This is a genomic window from Candidatus Brocadia sp., from assembly GCA_021646415.1.
Lineage (GTDB): Bacteria > Planctomycetota > Brocadiia > Brocadiales > Brocadiaceae > Brocadia.
This window is the reverse complement of the sequence record SOEU01000025.1, coordinates 25,303-43,359: the sequence shown is the minus strand read 5'-3', so window position 1 is coordinate 43,359 and position 18,057 is coordinate 25,303. Positions and strand designations below refer to the sequence as shown.

Annotated in this window: 18 protein-coding genes and 1 pseudogene; 16 read left to right on the top strand and 3 right to left on the bottom strand. The window is 42.0% G+C overall.

Annotation, left to right across the window (positions count from 1 at the left end):
* Positions 1-133: 133 nt before the first annotated feature.
* The 4 genes from E3K36_15340 (at position 134) to E3K36_15325 (ending at position 2,459) form a co-directional block, all read left to right on the top strand.
* On the top strand, positions 134-403 hold the full coding sequence (locus E3K36_15340; protein MCF6156575.1) for a hypothetical protein: 270 nt from the start codon (positions 134-136) through the stop codon (positions 401-403).
* Positions 404-478: 75 nt separating this feature from the next.
* Complete coding sequence (locus E3K36_15335; protein MCF6156574.1) at positions 479-757, top strand: hypothetical protein; 279 nt, start codon at positions 479-481, stop codon at positions 755-757.
* Positions 758-850: 93 nt separating this feature from the next.
* Entirely contained in the window at positions 851-1,780 is a 930-nt protein-coding gene (locus tag E3K36_15330; protein MCF6156573.1) for a hypothetical protein, read from the top strand.
* 94 nt (positions 1,781-1,874) lie between these two features.
* Positions 1,875-2,459, top strand: a complete 585-nt coding sequence (locus tag E3K36_15325) for a hypothetical protein (GenBank protein MCF6156572.1) — start codon at positions 1,875-1,877, stop codon at positions 2,457-2,459.
* Positions 2,460-2,604: 145 nt separating this feature from the next.
* Here E3K36_15325 and E3K36_15320 read toward each other — a convergent pair whose 3' ends face one another.
* Entirely contained in the window at positions 2,605-3,264 is a 660-nt protein-coding gene (locus E3K36_15320; GenBank protein ID MCF6156571.1) for an MOSC domain-containing protein, read from the bottom strand.
* A gap of 451 nt (positions 3,265-3,715) precedes the next feature.
* Between E3K36_15320 and E3K36_15315 the strand changes: the two are divergent.
* A pseudogene (locus E3K36_15315) lies at positions 3,716-4,339 on the top strand (DNA-binding protein).
* 127 nt (positions 4,340-4,466) lie between these two features.
* Here the strand turns inward: E3K36_15315 and amrS are convergent.
* Entirely contained in the window at positions 4,467-5,609 is a 1,143-nt protein-coding gene (gene amrS / locus E3K36_15310) for an AmmeMemoRadiSam system radical SAM enzyme (GenBank protein MCF6156570.1), read from the bottom strand.
* A 267-nt stretch (positions 5,610-5,876) separates the two neighbouring features.
* Here amrS and E3K36_15305 point away from each other — a divergent pair, with 267 nt between their 5' ends.
* The 3 genes from E3K36_15305 (at position 5,877) to E3K36_15295 (ending at position 8,088) form a co-directional block, all read left to right on the top strand.
* Complete coding sequence (locus E3K36_15305; protein MCF6156569.1) at positions 5,877-6,473, top strand: hypothetical protein; 597 nt, start codon at positions 5,877-5,879, stop codon at positions 6,471-6,473.
* 171 nt (positions 6,474-6,644) lie between these two features.
* Complete coding sequence (locus tag E3K36_15300) at positions 6,645-7,421, top strand: ParA family protein (protein ID MCF6156568.1); 777 nt, start codon at positions 6,645-6,647, stop codon at positions 7,419-7,421.
* 52 nt (positions 7,422-7,473) lie between these two features.
* Positions 7,474-8,088, top strand: coding sequence for a hypothetical protein (locus tag E3K36_15295; protein ID MCF6156567.1), 615 nt, complete (start codon positions 7,474-7,476; stop codon positions 8,086-8,088).
* Positions 8,089-8,216: 128 nt separating this feature from the next.
* On the opposite strand, the gene E3K36_15290 is transcribed toward E3K36_15295, so the two are convergent.
* On the bottom strand, positions 8,217-9,113 hold the full coding sequence (locus tag E3K36_15290; protein MCF6156566.1) for a biotin--[acetyl-CoA-carboxylase] ligase: 897 nt from the start codon (positions 9,111-9,113) through the stop codon (positions 8,217-8,219).
* Between the two features lie 395 nt (positions 9,114-9,508).
* On the opposite strand from E3K36_15290, the gene groL (E3K36_15285) reads away from it, so the two are divergent.
* From groL (E3K36_15285) to der, 8 genes are all read left to right on the top strand, one after another.
* Complete coding sequence (gene groL / locus E3K36_15285) at positions 9,509-11,173, top strand: chaperonin GroEL (protein ID MCF6156565.1); 1,665 nt, start codon at positions 9,509-9,511, stop codon at positions 11,171-11,173.
* Between the two features lie 85 nt (positions 11,174-11,258).
* Positions 11,259-11,543 (top strand): co-chaperone GroES, encoded by a 285-nt coding sequence (locus E3K36_15280; GenBank protein MCF6156564.1) that lies wholly within the window; start codon positions 11,259-11,261, stop codon positions 11,541-11,543.
* 53 nt (positions 11,544-11,596) lie between these two features.
* The gene (gene groL / locus E3K36_15275; protein ID MCF6156563.1) at positions 11,597-13,216 is read left to right on the top strand and encodes a chaperonin GroEL; all 1,620 of its coding nucleotides are present in this window, start codon (positions 11,597-11,599) and stop codon (positions 13,214-13,216) included.
* A 251-nt stretch (positions 13,217-13,467) separates the two neighbouring features.
* The gene (gene dnaJ / locus E3K36_15270; protein MCF6156562.1) at positions 13,468-14,589 is read left to right on the top strand and encodes a molecular chaperone DnaJ; all 1,122 of its coding nucleotides are present in this window, start codon (positions 13,468-13,470) and stop codon (positions 14,587-14,589) included.
* A 113-nt stretch (positions 14,590-14,702) separates the two neighbouring features.
* Entirely contained in the window at positions 14,703-14,969 is a 267-nt protein-coding gene (locus E3K36_15265; GenBank protein MCF6156561.1) for a zinc ribbon domain-containing protein, read from the top strand.
* Between the two features lie 15 nt (positions 14,970-14,984).
* Positions 14,985-15,185, top strand: coding sequence for a DNA gyrase inhibitor YacG (yacG, locus tag E3K36_15260; GenBank protein ID MCF6156560.1), 201 nt, complete (start codon positions 14,985-14,987; stop codon positions 15,183-15,185).
* Positions 15,178-16,395 (top strand): hypothetical protein, encoded by a 1,218-nt coding sequence (locus E3K36_15255; GenBank protein MCF6156559.1) that lies wholly within the window; start codon positions 15,178-15,180, stop codon positions 16,393-16,395. The genes yacG and E3K36_15255 overlap by 8 nt, the downstream gene beginning before the upstream one ends.
* Before the next feature lie 307 nt (positions 16,396-16,702).
* Positions 16,703-18,034: a ribosome biogenesis GTPase Der gene (gene der / locus E3K36_15250; protein ID MCF6156558.1), complete on the top strand. Its 1,332-nt coding sequence runs from the start codon at positions 16,703-16,705 to the stop codon at positions 18,032-18,034.
* The last annotated feature ends 23 nt before the right edge of the window (positions 18,035-18,057 follow it).

Sequence of the window (18,057 nt, the reverse complement as noted above, 5' to 3'; positions counted from 1 at the left end):
CTCGTTGTGGGCAAAATCGTTTGCTTGCCATTATTCCTTTGAATTCAAATAGTTATACTTATTGTGGCAGTTCATAAAACGTCACGTATTTAGTATTTTTTAGTTCCCGTGATAATCCCTGTTAAATGAAAAAGTGACGGATGGAATAGCTATAACAATAGGCAATTTTGAGGAAATTGCAAAAACTAACAAACCATTATCAGAAAAAATAAAGGAGTTTATTGTACAATCGAGGGATAAATTTCCATCTGAAAAACTTGGTAATATACCTCTTGCCGTATATATTCTCGCATGTATAAAACATAAATCTCCTCTTCCATCTGAATTTTGGCGTGGAATTATTTTTAAAAATAAATCTAGTGAAAATGCTAATGATATCTCTGCTGGTTCTAAAATCCTATAGCAACAATCAAAGGATTGAAGTACTTAATAATAAGGAGTGTAGCTACATTTTATCTAGAGGAATGGAGGATAAGTAATGAATAAAAAAGATAAAAAATCTTCTTCCAAGAATATCGATTCAATCGCATTTCAATTACCACAACCATGCATAGCAAAGTATTTGGTTATTGTTGTTGATAGAGGCATGACAACTGAAGTAAACCATTTTACTTCTTTGAAAGAAGCCAAGAGGGCCTTTGAGGAAATAGCCCATGATTACGGCTATGAGCCAGAAGGGATAAATGGGTCTGACAAATACGATGTCTCTATATGGAAGTGGACTGAAGAGAGATACGAGAAGGTTGAATTTCTCTGAGACGTTTAGATTCATAAGATAGTTTATACGGTGGTGAATGAGTGCGGAGAATTGGGGAAAATTATGAATACAAAATATTGAAGGGTACTATAAATGACGACATATGCAAAATTCGATGTGGAAAAAATGTCAGACAAAGAAATTATCGATACTTTTAACAAGATGGGAATACACATAAATCTTGACGAATTTAAAGACATCGCAGTCCAGGAACGGTCGCCAAATAAAATGGCAAATATATGGGCTGAGCAAACATATAATTTCTTTCACGATGCCTTTTGCGAACTATGGAAACGACATCTCCATCATGTAAAAAATCCTGAAATCCTTGCAAGATGTATGGAGAATATTGCTAATGTGTATTCAAACAACAAGGATAAATTCAACCGCACGCTACTCCTGGATATTTATGAAAAAATAAAAATGCTGTATCAGGAGCTTCTTGATGAAAACGGGAATCCAAATACTTCCCTTTATCGTGAAATGGAAGAAATTACTTATTACGGCAATGATTATTTATCCGATATTATGTTTGATTTTTCCCACCATGGACTGGTGGATGAAGCTGTGAATATTGGACGATGGTTCGCTCCGTTTTCACTCTATCCAGAAAACTTTTTAAAGGATATAGGGTATATACTGGCACAGGCCGGGAGAAAAGAAGAGGCTACCAGACAAGTAAAGGAGAATATACAAAAATATCCTGACAAAAAATGGGTGGTTATTAATGCCGGTGATGCTATGAGACTACTTAAAGAATGGAATACGGCAGAGGAATATTATCTAAAAGCTTACGGAATGCTTACCGGCAAAAATGATAAATTGGATGCCATTCAACGATTGATTGACCTTTATCGTGAAATGGGAATGGAAGAAAATGCACTTAAATATGAGGATGAATATGCAGAACTTACAGATCCATCAAAAAAACCAATCCGGGCAGATGAAAAGATAGGCAGGAATGTGTCATGCCCCTGTGGCAGTGGAAAGAAATACAAGAAGTGCTGTATGAATAAAACTTAAATTCCAGATTTACGATTTTGGATTTATGTTTTTTTCAATCTAAAATCGTAATTCGTAAATTCTGCCAAATTAATACAAAATGAGTGTAAGGTACTTGATACCAGAAACTGTTGAAAAAATGCAAACATACAATATTTATAAACTCCTCAAAGAAGAACTGAAGAATGGCTCAAACGACCTTGTGACAAGGACGTCTGGTCACATAATCAGAGAACGTATTGAGAAGGACATTTCCAAAGAAGAGGATGGAACTGTCATTGCCATTGATTTTTCAAAGATTGGAATCATTGATTATTCATGCGCCGACGAGATCGTGGCGAAACTCGTGTCCAGACTTCTTGGAGGTGAATATGGAGACAAATATATTACCTTAGTTGGACTCAATGAAAATCAGAAGGAAAATATAGAGGTTGCCCTTGAGAGGAAAGACCTCGCCGTTATGGCAGAGATGCGGGATAGGAAAAAAATCCTTATGGGAAGTTTGAATACCTATCTTAAAGAGACATTAAATCTCATCCTCAAAAGGGGGAAAATTACTGCTAAGGAGCTTTCGGAACTTATGAAACTTGAGGCCAATACAAGCGGTACAAGACTATTGAACCTCCATAAGAAACGGCTTGTAAAGAGGGCAGATGGAATTGTAAGCGGCGGCAAGGTGTGGATGTATGAAAAGATATAGTCCCAAAAACTTCTTTTATTTGTAAGTTTTTGTTTATGAAAAACTGCTAAGTCCAAAGCACGAAGTCCGAAATTTGAAACAATTTCAAAATTACCAATTCAAATGTTCCAAATATTGAGAGGAACTTCAGTTCTGGTATGGAAACTTATTTCGGAGAGATTAAGTTTTGCTGCCACCGTGGAGAAAGTGCCGGACATTGGGCTAATGCCTGTGCTGCCGTAATATCAGTTCTGCGATTGCGCATGATTGCGTATGCCGTGGCAACGGTCCATTGCGGGAAAGGCCGCTCTCTAAGGACGAAGGTGTTTCCGGCTTCCACGTATCCCTCCTGCAAGACACGAAAATACCAGCCAGTCTTTCCTGTCCGTTTCATATGCATAACCAGATCCCTGACACCCCACCTCTGTTCTATTTTCCAGCAGGGTTGCCGGGGTTGTGAAACCTGCACAAGGGCATCACCGACTCTAAACACATCGCCGATGCAAACCTCGTCTTCGGGTAAATCGCAGGTCGTAAAATTTTCACCGAAGGCACCGTACGACATATCCTGTATATTGAATTCCTGCTTCCAGTAAGAGTAATGCTCGGATGGATACACATTAACCGCCTTGTGTGAACCGCCGTGGACTGATAAGTCTGCCTGTGCGTCTCCGGCAAGGTTGAGTTTGTCCAGCCATACAGAACCGCAAACTGCCGTCTTGAAGATGCCTGTCGTCCAGGATTTTTTAGTCGATTCGGTTGTCCCGGTTCCACTGAGCGTTTTGGGAAGGCCAACCTGAATTGAGAGGATTCTTGCTTCTTTCATAAATATGCAGATGCCAGGTTACGAATTATAGGCCTAACTCCGAAGGCACGTTTGATTGTCAGAAAATGTATTTCTTGTATTTGCCGAAAAATTACCCTATTAATAACACCAAACAACGATAAAATCAAAATGAAAGATGAATAAACGATCTAAAATTTTGGTCTGTCTCGATATTTTATCTGATTATCGTGTATAGTGAGACAAAATACTTGTTTTTTGAGATAAAAGCAGTATGCTTTAATCATTAAAAGTTTTTATCGCAGAAACATCATTTAAAATTAAAAGGAGTTGTGAAATGAAAAGATTTTCGATGTTGTTTACCTTTGTTTTGGCTTTGGCGACCGCAGTTTCAGTACAGGGTATTTATGCCAGTCCCAAGAAGTTATACAAAACACCGCCAGAGCAAGTATACATGAAAGAAAAACAAGACGCGCCCGTTCCTCAGGAAGTGTCTTCTCTCTCTGGTAAAGTTGTAGAAACCATGAATAGCGGCGGTTACACCTATCTCTGCATTGAGAAGGACGGGAAAAAGACCTGGGCGGCCGTGCTGGAAACGAAAGTGACTGTTGGACAGGAGATTGCTCTCCAGCCGGGTTATGAAATGGTCAATTTCACGAGCAAGACCCTGAACCGGACATTTGATAAGATCATTTTTTCGACTGGTCCCGCTTCGACGGGTGGTGCGGTTGAGACAAAAAGTTTTCATGGTAAAGCGGTCAGCAAAGACACAGAGGCTTCTTCCGGTGAGAAAATACAGGTAGATAAGGCTCACGGTCCTGATGCTTATACGGTAGCCGAACTCTATGAAAAAAAGGCCGAACTTGACAACAAAAATGTCGCGGTCAAAGGTAAGGTTGTTAAAGTCTCATCTGGCATCATGGGAAAGAACTGGCTACACATCCAGGATGGAACTGGAAATCAGAATGATGGTAGTAATGACCTTGTTGTGACTTCAAAAGACCTTGCCGCTGTTGGAGATATTGTCACCGTGAACGGTACTTTGTATAAAGACAAGGATTTTGGGAGCGGTTACAAATACGATGTAATTGTAGAACAGGCAAGTATTAAAAAATAATAAAAAACAACGTCCCGGAAATTCAAGGTTGTTGCAAAGTCACTGAGGCACGAAGATTTTTCTTTGTGCCTTGGTGTCTTTGTGGCGCAAAAAGTTGCCGAAGGTAATGTAATTCTGAATAATTACTTCAAACCCATACCCCTGGTATGAATTGATCACAATTTTTGCATTTATTATCTTTAAGTCGGTTTTCCAATATAGAGAAACCAGCCCGTTTGATAAGGATATCCCGGCAGTGTGGACAGTAGGTGTTTTCCCCTTCGTGTCCTGGCACATTGCCCACGTAGGGGAAGTGAAGACCCGTATCGATGGCAATTTTTCTCGCCCTTTCCAGTGTCTTCACCGGTGTTGGCGGTAGATTCTTAATCTTGTAAGTTGGATGAAAGCGGGTAAAATGGACAGGTACATCTGGTCCAAGATTCTCCTTAACCCAGACACACATTTCCTTCATTTCCTTTTCACTATCATTGAGTGTTGGTATTACAAGCATAACAATCTCAAACCATATACCAATCTTCTTCAACGTCACCAAGGTATTTAAAACGGGTTTCAACTCACCGGTGCAGGTCTCCTGGTAAAATTTTTCAGTAAAACCTTTCAAGTCAATCTTCACTGCACCCAGGTGACGGCACAACTCTGTTAAAGGTTTTTCCTGAATGTAACCGTTTGATATCATTACGCTTTTCAAGCCGTGCTCATTGCCTAATCGGGCCGTATCATACATGTATTCGTAAAAGACCACGGGTTCTGAATAGGTGAAGGCGATCGTTTTGCTGCCATTCATACCAGCGTCTTTTACCACATCCTCGGGCGTTAGTTTAATGCTTTCTATCTGCTCGGGCCGATATTGAGAGATCTGCCAGTTCTGGCAGAATTTGCACTCAACGTTACATCCCGCTGTCGCCAGAGAATAAGCCTTTGTACCAGGTAAATAGTGGAACAGGGGTTTCTTTTCGATGGGGTCCACATTCAGGGCGCAGACACGTGAATGCACCAGGGTGTAGTACGTACCGCCGCGATTTTCCCGTACACCACAGTAGCCACGTTCCATATCAGCAATGGTGCATTTCCGGGGACAAAGTTCACATTCCACCCTGAGATCTTCCAGTTTCTTGTAATGCATGGCTGCCTTTACCGGGAACCCCTGGTTTATGTCTTTAAGCGCTTCAGGGGTATAGACATCCTCCGCCCATGCTTCCAGGGTATTCCCAAGACAGAGACTACATGCCCCCAATACCCCTGCCTTTAATAACAACCTTCTGGTAATCATAAAACACCTTAAACAAAGAGATAGATCCTGACTTCACAGGAATAAACAATGGTAAAAAAACACTCATATTTAAAATTATAGTGTCATTTTATCAGCAAGTCAAGAAATGCAGGATACAAATTCTTTATGTATGAGTTTAGGATTTTGAAAAAATTTCCCGAGTTTTGTTGAAAACCTTATTTGATTTGTGTATATATATCGTATTAAAAATCCACCCCCCTTCAGCAAGGATGCTGTTGCTTCAAAATATTTGTTGAGAAAGCACGTATGGAACCGATTAGGCGATTAAAGATCAATTTCGAGAAGGAAATCATTTCCACGATTCAAATTTACTTAATGAATATCCTGAATACCAACGACGTTGTGTACGATGTGGAGGGAGAAGTGATTAATGAAGTCAATGCCTCGGCGTACTGCAAGACACTGCGGTATGTCAGTGAACGAAAAGATTTATGCCTTTCCTATAGCAGGGAACTGGCGAAAAGCGCTATCCATTTCAGGAAATCATTTGAAGAGGAATGCCCGGGCGGTTTGACGCTGCTTTCAATGCCGATATGCCTTGACGAAAATACGGTGATTGGTGCGCATTGTGTGACGATCTCCAATCCATTTCGTTCGAAGTTCAGCGTTTACGATATTGCCGCACAGTTTCATATCGATGCCCGTATACTATGGGATGCCGTGAAAAAAACACCACCTATACCAAAACCAATTCTGAAAATTGCACGGGAGCAGGTCGTTTTATCAACAGAACTGATGTCAAAGATTCTTGGTCGCATTCATACTTTAAAACAGAGCGAAGCAACAATGTTAAAAAAATACCGCGATATTGAGGAACTTTTTAAGAGACAGAAAAGTGAATAAGTAGGTAATTTTGTTTCATTTATAGCTTGCAATTTCAATGAGAAATGCTAAACTTTTGGCAGTTTGCTCAATGTTCTTCTATGACATAAATTCTTGTTCATGACATAACAATAAAATCTCTAGCGTTTGTGCCGATTACAAGACCTACCTTTAAATAGGAGGATGTACGGAATGAGAAGTATTGCATTGCTTAACCAGAAGGGAGGCGTTGGAAAAACCACTACAACCGCAAACTTGGGTGCATGTCTTGCAATGCTGGGCAAAAAGGTATTGGTCATTGATATGGATCCGCAAGCCAACCTGAGTGTTCATCTCGGAATTGATATTCACAATTTGAAGTATTCCGTGTATAATCTCATTAAAGGAGAGTGTCCACCAGAAGACGTGGTTTTAAACACCAGTATTCAGGGTCTGGATATTATCCCTGCTAATATAGAACTCGCCGGAGCAGAGATTGAGCTGGTGGGCGTTGTGGGGAGAGAGACGGTACTAAAGGAATATTTAGGGCAGATACTTGACAAGTACGATTATATTCTCGTTGATTGCCCGCCTTCCCTTGGTTTGTTAACCCTCAATGTCCTGACGTTTGTCCATGAGTTATTTATCCCCTTACAAACCGAATTTTTTGCGTTGCAGGGAGTAAGTAAATTATTAGAGACATATGAAGTTGTCCGGAAAAGATTGAATCACGATTTGGAAATTACGGGAATCATTTTTTGCATGTATACCAGCCGTACCCGCCTTTGCAATGAGGTTATTGGAAAGATTAAGGAATATCCCCCGCTTGGGGATAAGGCCTTCAACACGATCATTCGAAAGAATGTAAAACTCTCAGAATCGCCCAGTCACGGCAAGCCGGTTGTTTCTTATGCGCCGGATTCGCATGGTTCTGAGGATTATATGGCGCTTGCAAAGGAAGTAGTGCAGCAGGAAAATAGCAGAAAATAGAGATTTCTGTTACATTTTAGACCGCTTTTATAAACCTATTTGGGAGAGAATAATGGGAAAAAATAGTGTGCTTGGACATGATCCATTGGGTTGGATGAAGATCACAAAAGAGAATAAAAAATCTTTTCCAACAGTGGATGTGGATGCAACAATTCAAAATACCGGGAGCAGTGATCACCAAACGGGTTCCCCTGAAATGCTTCCTCAGCAGATACCTGTTCCGATGAATAAACAGGATGATAGGAATCCTGACGTTTCAAAGGTATCGCAGCCTCACGGCAAAAACGATAGTATAAAAACCGACAATATAACGGATAATACCACAACACCTAAGCCCAGAGTCGTAATTGGACGTTTGTATGAGAAGCCATCTACGGAAAAGGCAACGTCAGCGCAGCATAACGAAGGTACATTTCTGAAATCTAAACCTTATATCGAAACGTCATTTCCTGCATCCAGAACTATGCAACCGGCGAAGAGAAACGAACCCGAAATAAAGCGTATATCCCGCCCTGTTTCTGCAGACCGCTTTTCTACTTATATCATTATTACCTATACAGCACTTTTGCTTATTCTGGGATATTTTGTGTACAACGACCTCTCAAAACGGACGAGCAGGATTGAGGCACGACTTTTTGCCATAGAAAAGGCTTTGCATCTGAAGTAGTAGCAGTGGTGTGAAGGACTTATTGATGATCAGAAGTTGAAAAGATGGAAAAAATGAAAGGGTTTGAATTTTTCCAACCTCTCAAATTTTTCAAAAACGCTACTCTTTTATGGTTTCAAAACGTTTTGTCACCGGTCCGGGGCAATGTCTCGCCAGTATTTTATCGTGGCATGTTCCCCGCGAAATATCTTTATCTGACCACTATCGAGCTTCAGCATTAAACCGCCGTTATTGGAAATATCAATAACCTTACCTGTGTACTCCGTGTCACCCTCAGTAATGGTTAACTTTTCTCCTACCGTGACACAAAGTTCCTTCCACCGATCTGCAATGTACCGAAAGTGTTCATCCCTTAATATCGAATACCACTTGTCGATATCCTGAAGCAATGCCCTTGCAAGTAGTGTACGATCTATCAATCCTTTGTTTTCTATGGCAAGTGATGTTGCAGGAAGACGTGTTTGTTTCGGTAATTCTTTTTCAGTGATATTGACATTAAGACCAATTCCAATCAAAAATAGCGATTGCTTTTTGAATCCCCTTTCTAGCTCTACCAATACACCACCTATCTTTTTTCCGGCAATCAGGATGTCGTTGGGCCATTTAATTTCCGCAGGCAGTTGGAGGGTTTCGCGGATTGTTTCTGTAATCGAAATGGCTATGGTACCCGTTAATAAGCATAGGTGGTCGTGTTGTATATTGTGTGCGAGCAATAGAGTAAAAAGCAGCCCCTTATATTTGGGGCAACACCAGGAATGACCAGAGCGTCCTCTTCCACGAGTTTGTTCTTCAGTAAAAATTACAGTACCGTTTTTAAAACCCGTGCGTGCAATTTTTTTGGCAATATCCATTGTCGAAGTTGTCCGCTCGTAAGTAACTACCGAACTTCCAACGACTTTCGTCCTTAATCCCGTAATAATTTCTTCCGGAATTAAACGGTCTTGCACACTTGGCAATATGACGCCATGTCTTGATTGTTTGTGTAAATTATGCAGGGGATTATTTTTTATATTTGTTTGGCGCATTTATATTTTCAGAAGAAATTGAATTTTTCTTTGCAATAATTTTTGATTTCAGAATATATGTCATAAGCAGTTTAAAGTCAATATGAAAAGATAAAAAACCAGCTCGATTTTTAACTAATTTAAAGAATCAATAACCTTCTGCCATACTGACAGATGCTATTTGTATCGGAATTTTTCCGCTGTCACAATGACATTTTTAACGCAAATCTCGCATAGTACAGTTTTTGTTTAGCTAACTATAAAGGTATTTGTTATAACGACTTAATGTGTATTGGTGTGTAAAATACAATTTAGGGCATCGGGTTTGCTAGTTGCTGTTAATCGATAGATTTTTTGACATTACATTTATTTATTTTATTCTCAAAAATATTCAACGGATTGAAAGGAGGTACTCAATGGCGAAGCAACTAACCTTTAATGAGGAGGCAAGGGCTGCTATTGCCCGGGGCGTTATAAAACTTGCCAGGGCGGTCAAGGTTACCCTTGGACCCAGGGGAAGAAATGCCGTGTTGGATAAAGGATACGGAAGTCCAACAGTAACCAAGGATGGTGTATCTGTGGCTGAGGAGATTGAATTAAAAGACCCGTATGAAAATACAGGGGCCAGGCTGGTACGGGAAGCCGCTTCCAAGACCAGTGATGTTGCGGGTGATGGTACGACCACAGCAACGGTCCTTACTGAAGCGATATTCCTGGAAGGGTTGAAGTGTGTGACGTCCGGAGCAGACCCCATGGCGCTCAACAGGGGAATGCACAAGGCGCTGGATACGGTTGTGGAAAAATTAAAAGAAATGAGTAAAAAAATCAAGAACCAGGCTGAAATTGCAAGTATTGGTTCTATTGCAGCGAACAATGATTCAGAAATTGGGAAGATGATTGCGGATGCGATGGAGAAGGTAGGAAAGGACGGCGTCATTACCGTAGAAGAAGGAAAAGGCCTCGAAACCAGTGTGGATGTGGTAGAAGGTATGCAATTTGACCGTGGCTATCTCTCCCCCCACTTTGTTACTAATCCCGATTCCATGGAGGTTGAATTTAAAGACCCATATATCTTGATTTACGAAGAAAAGATATCTGCCATTAAAGGACTGGTTCCGCTACTGGAAAAAATAGCAAAGACCGGAAAACCTCTCGTGATTATTGCTGAAGATGTGGAGGGTGAGGCATTGGCAACGCTGGTTGTCAATAAGCTTCGAGGTACGATAAGCTGTGCGGCGGTAAAGGCCCCTGGATATGGTGATCGCAGAAAGGCTATGCTGGAAGACATTGCTATTCTTACCGACGGGAAGGCGATATTTAAAGATCTGGGTATTCAGATGGAAAGTATAGATATCCGTGACCTGGGACGGGCAAAGAAGGTTACCATTGATTCGGATAATACAACTATCATTCAGGGTGCTGGGAGTACTGATGCCATCTCCGGGCGAATTAAACAAATCCGGAATGAAATTGATGCAACGACGTCTGATTATGATCGGGAAAAGTTGCAGGAGCGTCTTGCGAAACTTGCGGGAGGCGTCGCCCAGATATTTGTTGGAGCGGCCACAGAGAGCGAGATGAAGGAAAAGAAAGCCAGGGTGGAAGATGCACTGCACGCCACAAGGGCTGCGGTTGAAGAAGGTATCTTACCTGGCGGCGGTGTCGCGTTGTTGAGGGCCGCGGAAGCCTTGAGCGACCTCAAACTTAAGGGTGACGAGGCTATGGGCGTCGATATTGTGAAAAATGCCCTATCTGCACCGGCAAAGCAGATCTTTAAGAATGCGGGACTGGAGGGGGCTGTGGTTGTCCGAAAGATACTGGAATCCAAGGACAAGGCGTTTGGCTATGACGCAGAGAAGGAAACGTACTGCAACCTGATTGATGCGGGTGTTATAGACCCGACGAAGGTAGCACGAAGCGCATTGCAAAATGCCGTAAGTATCGCAGGTATTCTATTGACGACGGAATGTATCATTACCGACATCCCTAAGAAAGAAGAAAAGATGCCTATGCCGGGAGGTGGCATGGGCGGCATGGGTGGCATGGGCGGTATGGGTGGTATGGGTGGTATGGGAATGTAATTCAATTGATGAAGAGTTAAGTATAATTTTGAGCAACTTTACATATTTTGACTGTTTATTTTTCACAAGGAGGTAAATAGAGAAAATGATCAGACCATTAGATGATAGGGTGGTTATTGAACCTATGGAAGCTGAAGAAAAGACACCGGGTGGAATTGTTTTGCCTGATACAGCAAAGGAAAAGCCCATGAAAGGAAAGGTTATCGCTGTGGGCGAGGGAAAGATGCTGGAGAGCGGGAAAAGGGCAGAGCTTTTAGTAAAAAAGGGCGATAAAGTCCTTTATGGAAAGTATGCAGGTACCGAGGTTACTCTCGACGGTAAAGAATATCTGGTTATGAGAGAAAGTGACATTTTGGCCAAGATTGAGTAACAGGGTCAGGCTTTATATTTTTTAATGGTTAAAATTTTTTGGAGGTTATAAAAATGGCAGCAAAACAGTTACTTTATGATGAAGATGCCAGAAAGTTGCTCCAAAAAGGGATTAAGCAGCTCGCCGATACCGTTCGGGTAACCATGGGCCCTACGGGAAGAAACGTGATCCTCGAAAAAGGGTTTGGTTCACCTTCGATTACGAAAGACGGTGTAACGGTGGCTAAGGAAATTGAACTAAAAAATCCCTTTGAAAATATGGGTGCAAAGATGGTTTGTGAGGTTGCATCAAAAACCAGCGATGTTGCCGGAGATGGTACCACCACAGCTACCATTTTTGCCGAAGCTATCTTTAACGAAGGTTTGAAAAATGTGGTAGCTGGTGCAAATCCAATGGCGATTAAAAGAGGTATCGATAAGGCTGTAGAGGTTGTGGTTGCAGAACTGAAGAAGTTAAGCAAGCCGGTAAAGGGACGTGCTGAAATTGCTCAGGTGGGAACGATTTCCGCTAATAACGATGCCTCGATCGGAAACCTGCTGGCCGACGCTATGGAAAAGGTTGGCAAAGATGGGGTAATTACTGTAGAGGAAGCGAAAGGAATTGAGACTACCCTAACGGTTGTAGAAGGTATGCAATTCGATAAAGGGTATCTTTCTCCATACTTTATTACCGATGCACAGAATATGGAAGTTGTCCTCGAGGACGCCTATATATTGATTCACGAGAAGAAGATATCCAGCATGAAAGATCTCCTTCCCTTGCTGGAAAAGATTGCCACCAGTGGGAAACCCTTGTTGATTATTTCGGAGGATGTGGAAGGTGAAGCACTGGCGACCCTGGTAGTAAATAAACTTCGCGGCGTATTGAGTTGCGCAGCCGTGAAAGCCCCGGGCTTCGGAGATCGGCGGAAGGCAATGTTGGAGGATATTGCCATATTAACGAAAGGACGCGCGATTACTGAGGATTTAGGCTTAAAGCTGGAAAGCATAGGAATTGAAGACCTTGGTCGTGCAAAACGGATTACCATTGATAAGGATAATACAACGATTATTGAGGGTGCTGGAAAGAAAGCTGACATACAGGCAAGAATCACTCAAATCAAAAATCAGATCGAACAGACAACCTCCAATTACGATAAAGAGAAACTAAGCGAGAGGCTCGCAAAATTGGCGGGTGGAGTGGCTGTTATCCATGTAGGCGCTGCTACTGAGGCTGAGATGAATGAAAAGAAGGCGCGCGTGGAAGATGCCCTGCATGCGACCCGCGCCGCGGTTGAAGAAGGCATTGTCCCTGGAGGCGGTGTAGCCTTTATCAGGACAATACCGGCTCTCGACGAAGCACGGAAAAAATTAAAAGGCGATGAAAAAGTTGGTGTAGACATCATTGCAAAGGTGCTCGAATCACCTTTACGTCAAATTGCTTCAAACACAGGCGTCGATGGCTCGGTGGTCGTTGAAGAAGTAAAAGAACTGTCGACCAATATGGGATACGATGCCAATACGGGAAATTACATGGATATGTTTGACGCAGGGATTGTGGATCCGGCAAAGGTATCGCGGGTTGCCTTACAGAATGCCGCTAGCGTTGCCGGGCTTCTGTTAACTACAGAAACCATAATTACCGAATTAAAGGAAGACGAAGAAGAAAAAGAGATTGAAGGCAGCATCCATTAATTAAACATTTATTAAAAAACTTAAGACATCATAAAAATAAAAAGGCTGCGATAAGTGGCCTTTTTATTTTTATACCTCTGGAAGTACTATTTAAAGAGAATTAGCGAATAGGTTATATCTGTTTTTTCGACATGTTATGTAAAACATCCTTGATTTTATGCAGTTTGTTATACTATAATTTTATGGTAGCAATATTCCTGTCTGATAGCATCTCTTTATAAAATCACTACTTATTTTATATACAACAATACATGGAAGAAGATTTTTACAAAGTACTCGGAGTTGATAGAAACGCAAGTGCAGAAGATATAAAAAAGGCGTATCGAAAGATTGCCTTAAAATATCATCCCGACAGAAATCCTGGAAATAAAGAAGCCGAACAGATATTTAAAAAGGCCGCAGAGGCTTATGGTGTGCTGGGAGACACTGATAAGAGAAGGAAATATGATAAATTTGGGATGGATGGTCTGAAAGGTACGGAGACTTATGGATATAGCACATTTGAAGATATTTTTGATGCCTTTGGAGACATTTTTGGTGGTGGAAGTATCTTCGAAGACTTTTTTGGGGGAGGGAGAGGGCGTGGAAAGGCCGCCAGGAGAGGGGCGAGTCTAAAGTGCGATATTGAAGTCGATTTTAAAGATGTTGCTCTCGGTGTTGAAAAAAAGATTGAGCTCACGAGAAGAGAAGTCTGCGACACGTGCCGTGGAACCGGTGCACGGGAGGGTACTTCCCCGGTAACCTGTCCGTATTGCAGAGGTAAAGGGGAAGTGCAGCAGTCGCAAGGTTTTTTCACGCTGCGTACAACATGTACTAAATGTCATGGTAATGGCAAAATTATAGAGTCTCCCTGTACGAAATGTGGTGGTTCAGGGCGTTATCCAAAGAAGTCAGTCATCTCGATTCAGGTTCCCCCAGGTGTGGAAGATAGTACACGTCTGAGGTTATCGGGGCAAGGGGAGCCTGGCGAAAACGGGGCACCTCCGGGTGATCTGTATTGTGATATCCATGTGAAACCCCACCCGATCTTTAAGCGGCAAGGAGATGATGTTGTTTGTGAGGTTCCCATTCCCTTTGCACAGGCTGCATTGGGTTGTACCATTGACGTGCCAACACTTACCGGTAATATTATCCAGGTAAAGATACCCAGGGGAACACAAAACAATGAGGTTATTCCGATACGGGGAGAAGGTTTTCCCAACCTGCACGGGTACGGTAAGGGTAATCTCCTGGTACAGGTGATTGTTGAAGTGCCTACAAAAATGACTCCGAGGCAGGAGGAGTTATTACGTGAGTTTGCAGAACTGGAGAAAAAAAATGTTTCCCCCCGGCAAAAAAAATTTTTCGAAAAAATGAAGAATTTTTTTGTTTAGATTTTAAAAAGGATAAAATTCTTCGGATCAAATGAAATTTTTTCAGGAAGGAGGAGAATCGCTTGGTTTTTGATTTTGGGATATTTTGCTAAATCAATAACTAAGTAAAGCATATGCCTACATACGATTATCGATGTAATAGTTGTGGTCATTCTTTTGAATTATTTCAGCACATAACAGAAAATCCTGTAAAAAAGTGTCCTGCTTGCGGAAAATTGGAGGTAGAACGGGTGATAGGAGCAGGCGGGGGTATTATTTTTAAGGGTTCTGGTTTCTATCAGACGGATTATCGTAGTGAGGAATATAAGTCAAAGGCCAAAAAGGAGACCGAGTCGGTAAAATCTGAAAAATCGGAAACAAAGGCTGCGGAAAAGAAGTAACGAGAAGAAATAAATATGCACAGAATTAATTGCCCTCATTGCAAAAAGGAACTTGTCTATTTGAATAGAAAGGATTTACCATACTTCCCTTTTTGCAGCGAACCGTGCAAGCTTATTGATCTTGGAGCATGGTTGGATGAACGGTATCGTATCGAGGAACCAATAAGCCCTGAAGCATTGTTTCGGATAGAAAAAAAAGGAGGGGAAAATGGGTGAAGCAAAAGTTGTAAGGCATGATTATCGTGATATTTTTCGCGCCTTTAAAATGGCTTTTGATCCCAAGAAGATGTTCCTTGGATATGCAGGCCTTTTAGCCAGCCTGGTATGGTGTGTGGCAGTGGTTGCGTTTTTTTCCGCATTAAAACTGGTTAGCATTACGCCCGATACCTTTATAAAACTTATCTTATATTCGGCCAGAGAAGGCATATCAATTCTTATAAACAGTTTATTATCGTCAATTGTGCCTTTGGATTTTGGGGAATTTTTCGTTCTATTTATACTCATTTCTGGTCTCTTGGCCATCTGGTCATTCGTGGGCGGGGCAATTACCCGAATTGCTGCACTGGACTATGCCAGGGATGAGAGTGTTCGTTTGGCAGATGCCCTGAAATTTGCCAGGAAAAAGCTCTGGTCTTATTTTTGGTCACCACTGGTTCCTGTTATTGGCGTCTTCTTTTTTGCCTTGTGCAACGTGGTTGGTGGTTTGATAGGACGGATCCCTGTTTTTGGTGAAGTCGTGGTGGCACTGGGTTTTCCCCTTGCCCTGATATCCGGATTTTTAATGGTTTTTATCGGTGCAATAGGGGCACTGGGATTATGTTTTATGTTCCCCACGATCAGTGCGGAAGGGTCTGATGCTTTTGATGCAATGAGCCGAGCGTATAGTTATGTCCTTTCACGTCCCAAGCAGTTTCTCATCTATTGCGCGGTGAATACACTGTATGGGTTGGCTTGTCTGGCTATGATTGCGTTTGTCGCGTGGTTAATGATGCGCCTGGCTTTTTTTACCGTGGGTGTGGGGATGGGGCAGAAGTTGCACATGGTTCAGTCCTTTCTATCACAAAAGTGCAATATTGCCTGTCTTGGATTTTGTAGTGCAACTTCCATAGAGGCAAAAACTGCGGTTGTTCCCCTTGACCACTGGCCGCTGAAATTTCTTGCAGGCATGATAATTGTTTATATTTTCTCGGTTAAACTGGCGGTGTGGAGCTTCGCGACGACCTATTTATTTTCTGCGAAGACGGTCATCTATTTTCTGTTGAGGAAGGAAATTGATAGTACAGATGTAACTGATGTATATATCGAAGAAGAAAAACAGGAAAAGGCAGAGGCAGGGATGTTGAATAAAGAATTAGAGAAACCTTCTTCAATGGAGGATAAGAAAGAAAATCTTTCTTCAGGTGGAGAAACAAAGCCGAAGGCTTGAGAGTCTGTGCAAAAGTTATTTCTGTATACAGCCTGTAGACCAAAGAGTCTCTTCGCCTTACATATTATTATTGGATAGGTAAAAGGCTTTTTTCACAAGCTCTTAAGGATTTGTAAACAAATTCTCATCAGGTATACCTTCACTTTAACGATCTTTCCAACGTGGAGATGGAACATTCCTCCCATTATTCTCCTCCTTTGATGAAAGGGAGAAGGGTAACAAATTTTTCATTCCGCATACTCCAATTATTTAGTATAATTGTTCCATTGTGTTTGTTAATAATACTGTTTCTATTACAGGTTAAATGATGACTATTCCCGTCGTTACTATTGTTGGAAGACCAAACGTAGGGAAATCTTCCCTGCTGAACTGCCTTGCAAAGCGCCGAATCTCCATCGTCGAGCCTACCAGTGGAGTTACGAGAGACCGTGTTTCGACAGAAATTCGATATAAGGATTATGTATTTGAGTTAGTCGATACGGGAGGAATGGGGGTGAAAGATGTGGATGGGCTTACAGCAGAGATAGAAGCGCAAATAGAAATTGCACTTCTCAGGGCTGATCTCATTCTATTTGTGGTAGATGTGCGGGAAGGCGTGACGCCTTTGGATAGTATGGTTACCGAAAAGCTGCGACGCCTGGGAAAAAAGATTATCATTGTTGCCAACAAAGTAGACACCCCCAGGTTTGAATCCCAGGCAGCAGATTTTAATAAACTGGGGTTTGGTGAGCCTCTCCCCCTGTCTGCCCTGGAGGGATTCGGACGATCTGAATTACTGGACAGGATTATTTCATCATTGCCAGCACCATGTCCGGAACCAGTTTCTTCTGAACCTATGATGAAACTTGCTATTGTAGGCAAGCGGAACGCGGGGAAATCTACATTAATCAACACACTGGCTCAGGAACGAAGGGTAATTGTCAGTGAAGTACCAGGTACTACACGTGATTCAGTGGATGTACGGTTTGAAATAGCCGGTGAACAATTCCTGGCCATTGATACGGCCGGTGTGCGGAAGAAAAGGCAGGTCAAGGATTCTATTGAATTTTATAGTATGGCACGGGCCGAGCGGTCCATTCGGAGGGCAGATGTTGTACTACTTCTCATCGATGCCACACTAAAAGTATCCGAGGTGGATAAAAAACTGGGGGATTATATTACCTCTGAATGGAAGCCGTGCATTGTTGTAATCAATAAATGGGATTTGGTACATGGGGTAGAAACAGAAAAATTTAATAATTATATTTATCAGTGCCTGCCGGGACTTTCCTTTGCACCTATCTCTTTCATTAGTGCAAAGAATAATGATCATGTTGTAGAAACGATACATTTGGCCATGGAACTTTACGAGCAGGCGAACACCCGTATTACGACTTCAGAATTGAATCAGACATTGGAAGAAGCCCTGGCCTTACATCGTCCGACACGAAGGAAGGCGAAGTCGCCAAAGATTTATTATGCCACCCAGGTGGGTGTATCCCCACCCACATTTGTCCTTTTTGTTAACGACCCAAAACTCTTTGATAGTGATTATGAGCGGTATCTTTCCAATCAACTTCGCAGCAAACTTCCCTTTTCAGAGGTTCCCCTGAAATTCCATTTCCGGGCCAGAGCAAAAGTACCATTGAGCCATGTTTAATACATGGCATTTTGTCTGCCAGG

Coding starts and splice junctions, on each gene's coding strand:
- groL (MCF6156563.1), top strand. CDS start 11,597: ATGGCAGCAAAACAGTTACTTTATGATGAAGATGCCAGAAAGTTGCTC.
- E3K36_15330 (MCF6156573.1), top strand. CDS start 851: ATGACGACATATGCAAAATTCGATGTGGAAAAAATGTCAGACAAAGAA.
- yacG (MCF6156560.1), top strand. CDS start 14,985: ATGCACAGAATTAATTGCCCTCATTGCAAAAAGGAACTTGTCTATTTG.
- E3K36_15295 (MCF6156567.1), top strand. CDS start 7,474: ATGGGAAAAAATAGTGTGCTTGGACATGATCCATTGGGTTGGATGAAG.
- E3K36_15305 (MCF6156569.1), top strand. CDS start 5,877: ATGGAACCGATTAGGCGATTAAAGATCAATTTCGAGAAGGAAATCATT.
- E3K36_15255 (MCF6156559.1), top strand. CDS start 15,178: ATGGGTGAAGCAAAAGTTGTAAGGCATGATTATCGTGATATTTTTCGC.
- groL (MCF6156565.1), top strand. CDS start 9,509: ATGGCGAAGCAACTAACCTTTAATGAGGAGGCAAGGGCTGCTATTGCC.
- E3K36_15300 (MCF6156568.1), top strand. CDS start 6,645: ATGAGAAGTATTGCATTGCTTAACCAGAAGGGAGGCGTTGGAAAAACC.
- E3K36_15280 (MCF6156564.1), top strand. CDS start 11,259: ATGATCAGACCATTAGATGATAGGGTGGTTATTGAACCTATGGAAGCT.
- dnaJ (MCF6156562.1), top strand. CDS start 13,468: ATGGAAGAAGATTTTTACAAAGTACTCGGAGTTGATAGAAACGCAAGT.
- E3K36_15320 (MCF6156571.1), bottom strand. CDS start 3,264: ATGAAAGAAGCAAGAATCCTCTCAATTCAGGTTGGCCTTCCCAAAACG.
- E3K36_15290 (MCF6156566.1), bottom strand. CDS start 9,113: ATGCGCCAAACAAATATAAAAAATAATCCCCTGCATAATTTACACAAA.
- E3K36_15335 (MCF6156574.1), top strand. CDS start 479: ATGAATAAAAAAGATAAAAAATCTTCTTCCAAGAATATCGATTCAATC.
- E3K36_15265 (MCF6156561.1), top strand. CDS start 14,703: ATGCCTACATACGATTATCGATGTAATAGTTGTGGTCATTCTTTTGAA.
- der (MCF6156558.1), top strand. CDS start 16,703: ATGACTATTCCCGTCGTTACTATTGTTGGAAGACCAAACGTAGGGAAA.
- amrS (MCF6156570.1), bottom strand. CDS start 5,609: ATGATTACCAGAAGGTTGTTATTAAAGGCAGGGGTATTGGGGGCATGT.